Source organism: Aestuariivita sp., from assembly GCF_021404545.1.
GTDB lineage: Bacteria > Pseudomonadota > Alphaproteobacteria > Rhodobacterales > Rhodobacteraceae > Aestuariivita.
Map to the genome: position 1 here is coordinate 33623 of NZ_JAAWWD010000061.1, position 13023 is coordinate 46645.

General features: G+C 63.0%; 12 protein-coding genes. 7 read left to right on the forward strand and 5 right to left on the reverse strand.

Going from position 1 to position 13023, the window contains the following annotated elements:
* Positions 1-5: 5 nt before the first annotated feature.
* Genes HEP69_RS18715 through HEP69_RS18725 form a run of 3 tightly spaced genes read right to left on the reverse strand, consistent with a single transcriptional unit; the run spans position 6 to position 3842 of the window.
* Positions 6-1085 (reverse strand): flagellin, encoded by a 1080-nt coding sequence (locus HEP69_RS18715; RefSeq protein ID WP_290560020.1) that lies wholly within the window; start codon positions 1083-1085, stop codon positions 6-8.
* 10 nt (positions 1086-1095) lie between these two features.
* Positions 1096-2514: a flagellar hook-associated protein FlgK gene (gene flgK / locus HEP69_RS18720; RefSeq protein ID WP_290560021.1), complete on the reverse strand. Its 1419-nt coding sequence runs from the start codon at positions 2512-2514 to the stop codon at positions 1096-1098.
* 29 nt (positions 2515-2543) lie between these two features.
* Positions 2544-3842 carry a flagellar hook-basal body complex protein gene (locus tag HEP69_RS18725; RefSeq protein WP_290560022.1) on the reverse strand — a complete coding sequence of 433 codons (1299 nt, stop codon included), beginning with the start codon at positions 3840-3842 and terminating at the stop codon, positions 2544-2546.
* A gap of 630 nt (positions 3843-4472) precedes the next feature.
* Between HEP69_RS18725 and HEP69_RS18730 the strand changes: the two genes are divergently transcribed.
* The gene (locus HEP69_RS18730) at positions 4473-5312 is read left to right on the forward strand and encodes a CAP domain-containing protein (RefSeq protein ID WP_290560023.1); all 840 of its coding nucleotides are present in this window, start codon (positions 4473-4475) and stop codon (positions 5310-5312) included.
* Positions 5313-5504: 192 nt separating this feature from the next.
* On the opposite strand, the gene HEP69_RS18735 is transcribed toward HEP69_RS18730, so the two are convergent.
* Positions 5505-6125: an XRE family transcriptional regulator gene (locus HEP69_RS18735; RefSeq protein WP_290560024.1), complete on the reverse strand. Its 621-nt coding sequence runs from the start codon at positions 6123-6125 to the stop codon at positions 5505-5507.
* 109 nt (positions 6126-6234) lie between these two features.
* Between HEP69_RS18735 and HEP69_RS18740 the strand changes: the two genes are divergently transcribed.
* From HEP69_RS18740 to HEP69_RS18765, 6 genes are read left to right on the forward strand one after another with little or no spacing between them, the layout of a single operon-like run.
* On the forward strand, positions 6235-7389 hold the full coding sequence (locus tag HEP69_RS18740) for an FAD-binding oxidoreductase (protein ID WP_290560025.1): 1155 nt from the start codon (positions 6235-6237) through the stop codon (positions 7387-7389).
* Complete coding sequence (locus tag HEP69_RS18745) at positions 7386-8672, forward strand: TRAP transporter large permease (protein ID WP_290560026.1); 1287 nt, start codon at positions 7386-7388, stop codon at positions 8670-8672. Before HEP69_RS18740 ends, HEP69_RS18745 begins: the two co-directional genes overlap by 4 nt.
* 44 nt (positions 8673-8716) lie before the next feature.
* Positions 8717-9697 (forward strand): TRAP transporter substrate-binding protein, encoded by a 981-nt coding sequence (locus tag HEP69_RS18750; protein ID WP_290560027.1) that lies wholly within the window; start codon positions 8717-8719, stop codon positions 9695-9697.
* Positions 9698-9701: 4 nt separating this feature from the next.
* Positions 9702-10247, forward strand: coding sequence for a TRAP transporter small permease subunit (locus HEP69_RS18755; RefSeq protein WP_290560028.1), 546 nt, complete (start codon positions 9702-9704; stop codon positions 10245-10247).
* A gap of 3 nt (positions 10248-10250) precedes the next feature.
* Entirely contained in the window at positions 10251-11705 is a 1455-nt protein-coding gene (locus HEP69_RS18760) for a M81 family metallopeptidase (RefSeq protein WP_290560029.1), read from the forward strand.
* Complete coding sequence (locus HEP69_RS18765) at positions 11702-12553, forward strand: alpha/beta hydrolase (RefSeq protein ID WP_290560030.1); 852 nt, start codon at positions 11702-11704, stop codon at positions 12551-12553. The genes HEP69_RS18760 and HEP69_RS18765 overlap by 4 nt, the downstream gene beginning before the upstream one ends.
* Here the strand turns inward: HEP69_RS18765 and HEP69_RS18770 are convergent, their stop codons facing one another.
* Entirely contained in the window at positions 12554-13015 is a 462-nt protein-coding gene (locus HEP69_RS18770; RefSeq protein ID WP_290560031.1) for a catalase, read from the reverse strand.
* Positions 13016-13023 lie beyond the last annotated feature (8 nt).

A 13023-nucleotide genomic window follows, 5' to 3' on the forward strand; every position in this document is an offset into this window, starting at 1 on the left:
TTGCGTCAGAGGTAGTTGAGCAATGACAGCGATGTCAGCTGCGAGGTGATCTCATAGCTGGCGCGCAATTGCGCATCCAGCGTGGCGAACCGTGTCGCGGCCTCGTAGGGGTCGACGCTCTCCAGCTCGGAAATCTGCGTCGTTTGCACCATCGACAAGGACTCAAGGCGTTTTTGGGCGGTTTCGACCGTTTGCTGCCGGAACCCGATCTCGGCTGACATGTTCAGCGCGGCCTGCGATCCGTTGCCCAGTGTCTCAGCGATCTGATCCATCCAGGCGACATAGGTATCGGGGTCTGCGATCTCGCTTGCGTCGACCGCCGCCAGCATCGCAAGCCCTTTCAGGATATCGCGAAACGGTGCGTCATTGGCCTGCACCCCGTATTCCAGCTCAAGCCCGGGCTCGATCCGCCCGCTGATCCGGTGCGAAGGATCGCCATTGGCATCCAGAGCGGGGGTGCCGTTGTAAAAGGTCGCCTCGAAATTGGTGGCCGTATCGGTCGCGGTCGACGCAAAGACCGCGTCCAGTTCGGCGATCATCGCCTCTGCCTCGGCGATACTGCCGGGCGGGGCGGTCAGGATCCCCGAGATGACGCTTTCGGGCGAGAGGCCGGTATCGGGATTGACGTCTGCATATTGCGTCAGCGGCGGGGCGCCCGTCCGTGTGCCGCCAAACAGCGCCTCGCCATTGAAGCTGACATTGAGCTGGGCAATCGTGATTTCCAGCGCATTGCGGGCCTGCATCTGCAAGGTCTCGGCCCCGGCCAGCGGGCTGGAGGCGTTGGCCAGCACGTTCTGGAGCACGCCCGTCACCTGTTCACGCACGGAATCGACCGCATCGAGTTGCGACTGGAGCTTGCCCTCCAACAGCGTGTTGGTGACCATATAGGCCTGGGTGTCGGCCTCGCGCGTGCGCAGCGTAAGGGCCGCCGCCGCGGCAGGACCCAGATCGCCGTAGATGTCGGATTTGCGGCCGGTCGATGCCTCGTTGCCGGCTTTTTGCATCTCGACGGTGGTGCGCGCGATGAAATCGCGGTTGAGCTGCATGAACTGCATGGTCGAAAGGCGGCCGATACTCACGCTCATGGAGGACCCCTCATAAATCCGTAATCAGGATGTCGATCATCCCCAGAACCGTCGTCAGCACCCGCGAATTCGCGGCATAGCTTTGCTGGATCATCTGAAGATCTTGCATTTCCTCGTCGATATTGACGCCCTCATAGCCCAGACGCGACGCTTCGACGACATCCGCCGCGGATTGGGCGGCCAGCAGATCCGCTTCGGCCCGGGCGCGGCTGGTGCTTTGCGCGGTCACGATCTGGGCCCCGAAATCCGCAATCGAGATATCGCGGTTCACGCCGGTCGCGGCATCGGCGTTCAGCGGCGCCTGGAGCGCGTCGATAAAGGCCTGAACCTGGCGGCTGTCACCGGCTTCGCCCTGCGCGGGTGCGCCAAGCCCGTCGCGGATGCGCCAGACCTCGCCGCCGGCGGATTGACGGACAACATCGTTGACGGTGATCCGTGCCGCGAGGTTATCGAGGTTTGCGGGATCGAACGCATTCCCGCCATCGGTAAACAGGCCAGGCTGTCCCGGAGCGAGCGAGGCGTCCGCGCTTTCAAAGGCCTGGATCAGGCCGCGGGCATATTCGTCGAGCTGGAGCTGAAACTGGGGCAGGGTGTCCCGCTTGAGTTGTAAAAGACCCGCGAGGCTGCCCTGTTCGATGCCGCGAATGCCCGGCTCATTGGGCGTGATCGCCTGCTGACCGGCCAGAAGGCTGCCGTCGGCGGCGTTGAAGCTGACATCCTGGACCAATGTACGCTCCAGCAGGGCCGCGCCGCCAGTGGTGTAGATGTTGATTGCCCCGTCGGCATTGGCATAGACCCGGATATCCACGATCCCGGCCACCTTGTCGATCAGTTGATCCATCTGATCGCCGAACTGCGCCGCCTCGACCGTGCCCCGGCCCACCTGGCCCAATCGCTGGTTCAGGGCCGACAGATCGTAGAGCGCCTGGTTCAGCTCGGACACCTCATAACGGATTTCCATATCCACATCGCTGCGAATATCGGCCAACGTCTGGCTGGCGCCTTGCAGCGATCGGGTGAGATCCTCGGCGGCCAGGATCGCGCCGATCTGCGCCTCCGACGAGGATGGCGTATTGACCAGGGTCGTCAGGCTTGTGTTGAAGACCGAGAATTTCTCGGCCGGGGAGACGCCATCGCCGGGCTGTCCCAGATAGGTGGTGTAGTTGTTCAGCGCCTCGTAGATCGCCTGATGCCGGGCCACGCTGCCGACCTCTTGCCGTGACATGCGCGTCAGCGCCGCGTCGACCTCGCGCCGGATCTCACCGATGACCGGGCCCCCTTGGGCGGCATTGCCGGTGACCGTGATCGCCCGGCGCCGCGCATAGCCCTCGGTCGTGGAGTTGGCGACATTCTCGGCCGTCACGCGCGACAGGGTCTGCGTTGTCCGCAAACCCGTGCTTGCCGCATTCAGGGCACTGGTCAAGCTCATGATGTCCTCTCCGTCACATCAAGCCGGGGTTATCGCTTGAGCCGGGTTGTCTCCTCCATGATCTCATCGGCTGTGGTCACGACGGTCGCATTCGTCGAATAAGCCCGCTGAACCTGGATCAGGTCGGTCAGCTCTTCGGCGATATCTACATTCGACGCCTCAAGCGCCCCGCCGACCACTGTCCCGGCAGAGCCGGACCCGGGGGCCTGGGCCTGGAACTCACCGCTTGCGACAGACAGGATATAGGCATTGCCGCTGCTTTCGATCAGGCCGTAGGGGTTCTCGACCACCGACAGGGGGATCTCATAAAGCGGCCTGCGGTTGCCATTGGTGAACACACCATAAAGCACGCCGCTCTCGATCTCGGTGCGGGCCAGGGTGCCGGTGCTGGACCCGTTCTTGTCAAAGGACTGGGAGAAATCGCCGGTAAACTGGCTGATGCCGTCAAAGGTGTTGGGCCCGCCGATCGAGACGTCGATGGTTTGTGTGGTGCCGTCGCTTTCGATAGTCAGCGTCGCCGTCCCGGTTGCGGTGTCAAAGGCAAAGCCCGAGGGAGCCGTGGCCAAGGATGTGACATCGCCATAGCTTGCAGGCGATCCCGCAAGGGCCCCGGTGTCGTTGAAGTTGACGGTGACGGACCCCAGGTCGTTGCTTTGCCCGTCGCGCAGGGTCAGTTGCCAGATGTTCGAGTCGGCGGTGGGCTGCCAGGAGAACTCAACCCGTTGCGACGCCCCCAGTGCGGTGAAGTATTCCGTCGAGGAGACGAACGGCGATCCCGGTGTCGTCCCCCCGGATTCCTGCGCAGGCAGATTGCCGAAAACGGAGATGGCTGTTGTCGGTGTCGCCGAGAGGCTGACATTGGCGATGTTCACGGTCTCCATCTGACCAAACGTGCTGCGGTCCACGCCGGGCAGGCTGCCGTCTGTGCCATAGCGGTACCCCGCCAAGTAATATCCTGCCGCGTTCACGAGGTTGCCGTCGGCATCCGGCAGGAACGATCCCGCGCGGGTCAACAGGTAGTTTGACTCCCGCGTGTCGTTCGGGTTGAGCGATACGTTGAAAAAGCCGTTGCCGCTGATGGCCATGTCGTAAGTGGCCCCGGTCGAGATCAGATCGCCGGTGTTGTTCATGTCGATCAGATCTTCGGCGCGAACCGTCAGAACCCCCGTTTGACCTGCCGCCGATGCGGTGTTTGTCACCATCATCGAGAACCCGCGACGGTACCCCACCGTATTTGCGTTGGCGATGTTCTCGGAAATGGCACCCACCGCTTTCGAGTTTGCCTGAAGCCCGCTGACCCCGGTCTGAAACGCACTGGAAATGCTCATTTAAGTGACCCTCTCTGCCCGATCATGCTCGTTTGCCAGAACTTAAGCGGTGTGGGTTTAAAAGAAGATTAAGCTTTAGGTAATCCTTTCTAAAATCTGCATTTTTCTGCCGCTGAGAAAGATAGAGAATGCTAATCTTGTCTTCCGACTATCCTTGTAAGAATCACAAAACCCACTTTTCCAAAGAATAAATTGATCTTTTATCCTTTATTTGTTCTTTAATCATCGTAATTGCGTCTCTCGGTGAACATCGAAACGTCCTTTAACCTTTGTTTAACGATTCATTCCAGTTTTTGGCGGATCAAGAACATTTCGAAGGCGAAACCGACCCTGTGCCGCGCTGAACATGGCGGGTGATAACCGTCAGCGCGATCCGACATCAGGGTTCGGTCGCGGGGTGTCGTTGCGGTTCGCAAGAAACCGGGCGTCCATCCTGACCGGCTGTCACAGAGATTGACGGCGGTTCACATAATCCAAGCAGAAAAACTCTCAGCGAAGTTTCGCGGTGTGGTCGGTGTTTTTCCGGCAGGTGTCGGCTGGTTTGAAAGCGCCATTTTGCCAGGGATTGCGCGCGTGGCCGTTGGCGCACTGTGTGGGCGGTCCTACACACAGGCAATGAAAGGAAGACCTATGTCACTTGCAAGCGCAGCGGAACGGCAGATGCTTGAACTGATCAATCAGGAAAGGGCGGATGCGGGGCTGAACCCGCTCAGACTGAACACATTGCTCAACGAGGCCAGCGAAGATCACAGCGCCTGGATGGTCGACACCGACACCTTCTCTCATACCGGGCAGGGGGGATCCTCTGCGACCGAGCGTATGCAGGCCGCCGACTATCCGTTCGAAGGGACCTGGGCATCGGGTGAGAATATCGCCTGGCAGTCAGAGCGTGGGGCGGATGGGATCGCCGACGATGTCATAGACCTGCACCAGGGATTGATGGAGAGCCCGGGCCATCGCGCCAACATTCTCAACCCCGATTTTACCGAGATCGGGATCGGGATCGAACAGGGCGACATGGACGGGTTCGACGGGGTTGTCGTGACGCAGAATTTCGCGCGGACCGATGGCGACACCTCGGCGTTTCTGGAGACCGGCTCGGCCCCGGCGCCAGAACCCACGCCGACCCCCACGCCCGAGCCTGACCGGATGCCGGATCCGGTCCCTGAGCCACAGCCGACACCCGCGCCAACGCCTGAGCCGGACATCGTTGGGTGGTCCGACCACGGTGCCGATCTCTTCGATTTCTTCAGGAGCCCGGACGTGATCACCGAATTTGCCGCGTACGAGGACATCGTATTCCTGCACCCGTCCTTGTTCCAAGGCGATCACAGTATCAACGATGCCCCCGCCGATCAGGCCGGCTCCGAGGCAGGCAGAACGGTTGCCGATTTCGGTGATGGCACTGCGCTGACGTGGGATTACGTCCCGGATCAGGCCGAGATCGACTTTTTCTCGTATTTTTGCTGATCCATCGCGGCGGGTTTGTGACAGGAGCGCGGCTGACAGGTTGGCTGCATTAGCAATTGCGTTTCCAGATTACAGCCGGTCGATGCAGATCTCTGATCCCCTGTTGCGGCAGGGGATCGGCATGGCTGATCTGCCGCATGAGAGAGTTTCGCATCACAGGGGCCAAAGCGGCAACCGACCGCTGCGGTCGGGTCAGTCGCGATGCGATGGGACGTCACGTGGCCCGGGATCGACGTTCTCGCAGACCACAAGGATGCGCGCGTCCCGATCGCCGCCCGAGGCATAGAGATGTCCGATCATACTGTCGAAATAGACGCTGTCCCCCTGGCCCAGCCGGACCGGATCGCGGCCTTGGAGGTGGACAGTTACCTCGCCTTCCAGCACGATCAGGAACTCCTGCCCGCCATGCTGCACGAATTCGTCAAACTGATGCAACTCGCGTGCTTTCAGCGTGCCCATCATCGGTCGCATGGATTTGTGCCAAAGGTCGGTAAAAAGCATCTCGTAGACGTAGTTCTCGGTCTCTTGTCTTTTGAACTCGCCCTTTCGGGCCACGGCAAAGCTGCCTGCTGCAAAGCCCTCGCCGCTGTCCGAGAAAAACGCGGACATGTCGCAGCCCAGACCGCGTGCTAGCTGAGACAGCCGGTCATAGGTCAGCGCGATCACACCGCGCTCGGCCTTGGAAATTGTGGAGATGGCAAGGCCCGATCGCTCAGACAGGTCTTCCAGCGTCCACTTGCGGTCGCTGCGCAGGCGTCGGACCCGGTGGCCGAACGCGATGCGCTGGGTCTCTTGCGATAGGTCTTTGTCCATTCTGGAATGATAGGCGCTTCGCGGTCCCGTTCAAGTTGCATTTTTCCGATTGGAAAAACGCCCTTTTCCTATCGGAAAACCGTGATAGCCTTTCGATGGGGAGGCGATCATGAGTCGCGGCACACAAGACAACAGATCCGCACAACCGGCGTTCGATTGCATCGTGATCGGCGCGGGGATCGCCGGGGCGTCGGTGGCGGCAGAGCTTGCCGCCGGGATGCGGGTTGCGTTGGTCGAACGCGAAAGTCAGCCCGGGTATCACACGACGGGCCGCTCGGCGGCGCTGTTCACGGCGGCCTATGGCCCGCCGGTCATCCGTGCGCTGACCCGTGCGTCGGCGGCGTTCTTTGCAGGGCCGCCCGGCAGCCGTCTGACTGCGCCCCTGCTGCGCGAACGCGGGGTCCTCTTTGTTGCGCGCGCCGATCAGACCCGGTCCCTTGCCGCATTGCAGGACGAGCTGGGCGATGTCGTCACCCCGCTGGACGCGGCCGGTGTGGGGCGCACCGCGCCGCTCCTGCGCAAGGGCTTTGCGGTTGCGGGGCTTTTCGATGCACGGGCGAGCGATATCGACGTTCACGCGTTGCATCAGCACTACCTGCGCGCTTTCAAATCCGCTGGGGGTGTCCTGATCACGCGGGCCGAGGTGACAGGCATGGAGCACAGCGCGAGATGGACGGTTCGGACAAGCGCGGGAGCGTTGACCGCGCCCGTCGTCGTGAACGCGGCAGGGGCCTGGGCGGATGAGATCGCGCGGCTGGCCGGGATCGCCCCCCGGGGGCTGGTGCCGAAGCGGCGCACCGCGCTGATCGTGGCCCCACCGCCCGGGGCCGTGCCCGACGATTGGCCGATGGTGGTTGATGCGGACGAGGAGTTCTATCTCAAGCCCGATGCGGGCAAGCTGCTTATCTCGCCGGCCGATGCGGACCCGTCACCCCCTTGCGATGCCCAACCGGAGGAATTGCAGGTGGCGCTTTGCATTGACCGGATCGAGCGGGCCTTTGACCTGAATGTGCGCAGGATCGACAGCAAATGGGCCGGGCTGCGCAGCTTTCTTCCCGGCGGTTGCCCGTTGGCGGCCTATGACGCCGAAGCGCCGGGGTTCTTTTGGCTGGCGGGTCAGGGCGGCTATGGCATCCAGACCGCCCCATCCCTGGCACGGGCCGCTGCGTCCTTAATACAGGGTCAGCCCCTGCCAGAGGATATCGTCCGGCATGGTGTCAGCGTCGCCGCCCTTGCCGGCACCACGCTGGGGGTGCTTGCATGATCGCATTTGTTCCGGTTGTCGCGCTGGTGTTGCTGCTGTCCGGGCTGGCCTTGGCCTATGTCATCGGTGGAGCGGCGGTTCTGGCATTCATCGCCACCGACAACAGCCGCTACCTTGCGATCCTGCCGCAGCAGATCTTTTCAAAGATCGACGTCTTTGCGCTGATGGCGATGCCACTGTTCATTCTGGCGGGTGAATTGATGAACCGGGGCGGCATCACGGCGGCGTTGATCAACCTGTCGATGGCGCTGGTGGGGCGGCTCAAAGGGGGCTTGGGGCATGTCAATGTTCTGACCAGCGTGTTCTTTGCCGGCATCTCTGGATCTGCGGTCGCGGATTCGGCCGCGCTGTCGAACACACTGGTGCCCCAGATGACGCGCCGGGGCTATTCGCTGACCTATGCGAGCGCCATCACGGCGGCCTCGTCGATCATCGGGCCCATTGTGCCGCCGTCGATCATCCTGATCTTTTACGGCGCGCTTATGCAAACATCGGTGACCGCGCTGTTTCTGGCGGGCATTGTGCCCGGGCTGCTGCTGGCGACCGCGCTGATCGCGCTGAACGCGTTTTATGCCTGGCGCGAGGATCATCCCAATGTCGCCCGGCCCGACATGCCGCCATTGCTGCCGACGCTCGTCCGCTCGATCCCCGCGCTGTCGCTGCCGATCATCATTCTGGGCGGGATCGTGCTGGGCTGGATGACCCCGACTGAGGCCGCCGCCGTCGCCGTGGTCGTCGCGCTGTTTGCCGGGTGGTTCTATGAAGGGTTGACGGCCAGTGCCATCCTGGAGGGGTTGCAGCGCACCGCAATGCTGTCGGGGTCGATCTTTATCATCATCTGCGCCGTTTCGGCGCTTGGCCATCTGGGCGCGCTCGAACGTCTCCCCGAGGCCATCTCAGCGCTGGTCACGTCGCTCGGCCTTGGTCCACTGGGCTATATGATCTTGCTCAACGTGATCTTTATCATCGCGGGCATGATTCTGGATATCCCCGTGGCACTTGCTCTGCTGGTGCCGCTGCTGGCGCCGGTCGCGCTGGCGCAGGGGGCGGATCCTGTGCATCTGGGGATCGTGCTCAGCTTTAATCTGTGTATCGGCCTGATCTCCCCGCCGCTGGGCGGGTGCCTGTTGGTGGTCTCGGCCGTGACCGGGGTGAACTATTGGACGCTTGCGCGGGCGATCGTGCCGTTCGTGCTGTTGCAGATTGCCGTGCTGGCACTGCTGATCGCCTATCCGCAGATCAGCCTCGCATTGCCGCAGGCCTTTGGACTGGCGGGGGGATAGCCACGCCGGATGACAAGAGCAAGACCAATACCGAGGACACTGACATGACGACACGCACATTCCTGACATCGACACTTGTCGCCGCCGCCTTTGCGCTGACCGCGCATGCCGCCGCTGCCGAGGTCAAGATCGCCCTGGACAGCCCGCCCGATCTTGACGGGTCGGGCAGCTATGTCTGGGCGCATACCTTCGCCGAACATCTTAAATCTAACGGTATGGAGGCAGAGACCTATCAGCGCGGAGCCCTGGGCGGTGATGACGAGCTTTTCGATCAAGTCAGTCAGGGCTTGCTTGAGGTTTCGATGTCACCGCTCAACATCGTCGGATCCATCGACAAGACAATCTATGGTCTGCGCCTGCCCTATTTCTTTAAGGACATGGAGGAAGTGGACCGCGCGCTTTATGATGGCGGGATGCTGGAAAAGATCAACGCGGCCACCACGCCCGAAGGCGTGCGGGTGCTGGGGGTCAACACCGTCGGTCAGGCCTCGGGGATCTTCAACACCAAAAAGCCGGTAACATCGGTTGCGGATATGGCCGGGCTGCGGATGCGGGCGCTGGATGAAAGCCAGATCGAGCTTTATGAGGCGTGGGGCGCCAATGGCACTATCGTCAGCTGGGCCGAAGTGCCCAATGCGCTGCAAACAGGTGTTGCCGATGGATATCTCAACCCCAATTTCGTGCCGCTGCTGTTCGGCCATACCGATTTCATCAAGCATTTCACCGATGCGGGCGTGTCGCCATCGCTGCGGATCACGATTGCCTCGGAAGACTGGTATCAGGGGCTGAGCGATGCCGACCGCCAGATCGTCGATGACGCGGTGGATGCGGCGAATGCGGCGAACCGCGCGTGGCTGGGCACTCAGAAGGCGGTGAACCAAAAGCTTGAGGCCGCCGGGGTCGAGATTGTCACACTGGATGAAGCGGCGCGGCAGGCGTTCCGCGACGCTTCTGCGCCCGCCTATGACAGCGGTTTGCTCACGCCCGAGCAGATCGCCGAATGGGACGCGGCCAAGAGCAACTGAGCCGATGCGCGCGATTGCCCTTGCCATCGACCGGGTGTCAGCCTCTGTCAACGCCATCGCCCTGTGGGGTGCTGTGCTGGCTGTGGTGGCGATGGTCGGGGCCGCCGGATGGCAGGTGATTGCGCGCTATATCCTGGATGCGCCGCCGATCTGGACCGAGGAAGCAGCCCGCCGCGCGATGGTGTGGGCGGGTATGCTGGGGGCGTCCTGCGCGTTCCGCGCCGCCGCGGATCCAACGCTGTTCCCGGCGATGCGTGCGTTGCCGGGCCGGATCGGTGCCACGCTTGCGGTGGTACGGGCGGCGGGGGTGCTGATCTTTGCGGCGCCCGTGCTGTGGTATTCGGTCTTTGACGGTCGCATGAACCCCGCGCGCGGCTTTCTGGGGCGCAGCATGAACCGTTCGGCCGAGATGCTGGATGTGCCGATGATCTGGTTCACCAGCGCGGTGCCGCTGGCCTTTGCCATCATCGTGCTGCACGCCCTGGCCCTGACCCTGATGCGGCTGACCGCCGATCCCGAGTCTGTCACCCCTCCTGTCACCAAGGTTTGATCCATGAAACTTTTTATCGCCGGTCTCAGCACCGAAACGAACTCCTTTTCACCGCTGCCCACCGGCATGATCTCGTTTCAGGAAGGGTCGATCCATCATGGCGACGCGACCCGGGACGCGGTGCAATACTGGACCGGACCGCTTCATATCTGGCGCGATCGCGCCGAGGCCAATGGCTGGGCGGTGGTCGAGTCGCTTTCCGCCCATGCCCAGCCCGCCGGGCCGACCGTGCGCGCGGTCTATGAGGGGTTTCGTGACGAGATCGTCAAGGATCTGAGGGCGGCAGGCGGAGCCGATGTGATCCTGCTTGCCCTGCACGGCGCGATGATCGCGGAGGGTTATGACGATTGCGAGGGCGATCTGATTGCCGCGTGCCGCAGGATTGCCCCCGATGCGGTGATCGGCGGGCTGCTCGATCCGCATTGCCACCTGACCGAGCTGATGCTGGAGGCCGCAACGCTGCTGGTCGCCTTCAAGGAGTATCCTCATGTGGATATCGAGGACCGCGCCCGCGATCTCTTTGCGCTTGCCGCCGATGCGGCTCTGGGGCTCACGCGCCCGGTGATGCGCGACTGGGACTGCCGGATGATCCTTGCCATGCCGACCCCGGCTGGTCCGATGCGCGGTTTCGTCGATGCGATGTCGGCGCGGGAGCGGCGGGAGGGTGTGCTGTCTCTGTCCATCGCGCATGGGTTTCCCTGGGGCGACCATCCCCGCGCCGGCGCCCGCGCGCTGGCGATCTGCGACGGCGACGCCGATCAGGCCGCCGCCGAGGCCGCGCGGCTGGGCCGGGCGCTTTACGATCTGCGCCACGAGTTGAATGTTTCCATTCCCGGCATCGCCGCCGCGCTGGACCAGGCAGAGGCCGAGCCGCGCGGTCCGGTCGTGCTGGCCGATATGTCCGACAATGCGGGGGGTGGCGCGCCGGCCGACGCGACCTTCCTGCTGCGCGCCATGATCGACCGGGGCATCACCAGCGCTGCGATGGGTCTGTTTTACGATCCGGGTGCGGTGCGCATCTGCCGCGAAGCGGGGGAGGGGGCCACGCTTGACTTGCGGCTGGGCGGCAAACACGGGCCCATGTCGGGTGATCCGCTTGACCTGACCGTCACGGTTCGCAGATGCGCTTCTGGTCTGACCCAGCGCTTTGGCACCTTGCCCGCGCCGATGGGCGAGGCCGTGTGGATCACCACCGCCCAGGGGATCGACATCGTGATCAATGACATCCGCACCCAGACCTTTCACCCCGAAGCCTTTACCCAGCTTGGCATCGACCTTGCCACCCGCCGCTATGTTTGCGTGAAATCGTCGAACCATTATCAGGCCGGGTTCAACCCGATTGCGGCACGGGTGATCCCGGTGGCGACCCCCGGCGCGATCACGCCCGATTTCGCCAACATTCCCTTTACGCGCCGCGCGCGCGACTATTACCCTGCCGTCGAGGACCCCTTGTCATGACCAATGCGCTGATTGCCGATCGCGACCGCTTTGCCGCCGCGCATCCCGAGCGGCGTCTCCGGTTCGGTGACCGCGACTGGGGCTATGTCGATATCGGCGCGGGGCCGGTCCTGCTTTTGATCCCCGGCACGCTGGGCCGCTGCGATATCTTTTGGCAACAGATCGAAGCGCTGTCGGGCCGCGTGCGGGTGATCTCCACCAGCTATCCTGCGTCGGGTGGGGTGGCCGACTGGGCCGGGGATATCGTGCGGCTGCTGGACCACCTCGACATCGCCCGCGCCACGGTGCTCGGCTCGTCTCTGGGCGGCTATCTGGCCCAATACATTGCCGGTGCGGCGCCAGAACGGGTGGATCGCCTGATTGCAGCCAATACGCTGGCCTCGGCACGCGGGCTGGATCAGCGCCCGCCCTATTCCCTGGATCTGGAGACCGCGCCGATTGCGGATCTGCGGGGCGGGTTCGGCGGCGGGCTTGAGGCGTGGCGCGGGGCACATCCCGAACAAGGCGATCTGGTCGATCTGCTGCTGATGGAGGTCGGCGGCCGTATCCCCGAAGCCGAGCTGCGCAGCCGCCTGTCGGCGCTCAAGACCGCGCCGGATCTGCCAGCCCCGGAGATCCCACGCGAGAAGATCTTTACCGTCGAGGCGGAGGACGATCCGCTGATCCCCGGTCCGATGCGGGAGGCGGTTCGCGCGCGTCTGACCCCGTTCGTCAGCTACCGGTTCCTGACCGGCGGGCATTTTCCCTATGTCGCGCGGCCCGATTCCTATACCGCGATGCTTGAGCAGATCATGGAGTTGGACGTCACCGGCCCGGACTGGGGTCAGACCACCGAGCGCGCGCTGTGATCATTTAGGCTTCGCAGGAGCCATGTAGCGCTGGTGTGGCAGCGTGTTCGGGTTGGCCGCGTTGAACGCTTTGACCCGTTCGGGGTTGGGGCCGCCCAAGACCGGATCGGGCTGACGCGCGGCCAGGAACGCCCTGAACTGCTCGGCTGAGTTTGCGAAGAAAACCGGCGCCGAGATCATGTCCAATCCCCATGATCCATCGCCGTCCCCGATCCTCAGCCCGATGCCGCGCACCGTCGGGCTTTTGTCGCTGATGCCAGGTTTGCCGCCGCCGACTGAAAACCGGGCTTTGACCGTTTGTCTGTTGTGCAGCAGCGGCACCTTGATGTCACCAGGTGTATCTGTCGGAATGAAAACCCCCTTTACCCCCAGGCCCTTGGCATGCGACGCGCGGTAGCCTTCGTGCCGCCCAAAGATGGTGTTGAGGGCATCAATCAATGATTCAGCGTGATCGGTTTTCATCCTAATCT

What these genes read in the sequence shown, in the direction of transcription:
- HEP69_RS18715 (WP_290560020.1), bottom strand. Translation starts at nt 1,085, where the DNA reads ATGAGCGTGAGTATCGGCCGCCTTTCGACCATGCAGTTCATGCAGCTC.
- flgK (WP_290560021.1), bottom strand. Translation starts at nt 2,514, where the DNA reads ATGAGCTTGACCAGTGCCCTGAATGCGGCAAGCACGGGTTTGCGGACA.
- HEP69_RS18725 (WP_290560022.1), bottom strand. Translation starts at nt 3,842, where the DNA reads ATGAGCATTTCCAGTGCGTTTCAGACCGGGGTCAGCGGGCTTCAGGCA.
- HEP69_RS18730 (WP_290560023.1), top strand. Translation starts at nt 4,473, where the DNA reads ATGTCACTTGCAAGCGCAGCGGAACGGCAGATGCTTGAACTGATCAAT.
- HEP69_RS18735 (WP_290560024.1), bottom strand. Translation starts at nt 6,125, where the DNA reads ATGGACAAAGACCTATCGCAAGAGACCCAGCGCATCGCGTTCGGCCAC.
- HEP69_RS18740 (WP_290560025.1), top strand. Translation starts at nt 6,235, where the DNA reads ATGAGTCGCGGCACACAAGACAACAGATCCGCACAACCGGCGTTCGAT.
- HEP69_RS18745 (WP_290560026.1), top strand. Translation starts at nt 7,386, where the DNA reads ATGATCGCATTTGTTCCGGTTGTCGCGCTGGTGTTGCTGCTGTCCGGG.
- HEP69_RS18750 (WP_290560027.1), top strand. Translation starts at nt 8,717, where the DNA reads ATGACGACACGCACATTCCTGACATCGACACTTGTCGCCGCCGCCTTT.
- HEP69_RS18755 (WP_290560028.1), top strand. Translation starts at nt 9,702, where the DNA reads ATGCGCGCGATTGCCCTTGCCATCGACCGGGTGTCAGCCTCTGTCAAC.
- HEP69_RS18760 (WP_290560029.1), top strand. Translation starts at nt 10,251, where the DNA reads ATGAAACTTTTTATCGCCGGTCTCAGCACCGAAACGAACTCCTTTTCA.
- HEP69_RS18765 (WP_290560030.1), top strand. Translation starts at nt 11,702, where the DNA reads ATGACCAATGCGCTGATTGCCGATCGCGACCGCTTTGCCGCCGCGCAT.
- HEP69_RS18770 (WP_290560031.1), bottom strand. Translation starts at nt 13,015, where the DNA reads ATGAAAACCGATCACGCTGAATCATTGATTGATGCCCTCAACACCATC.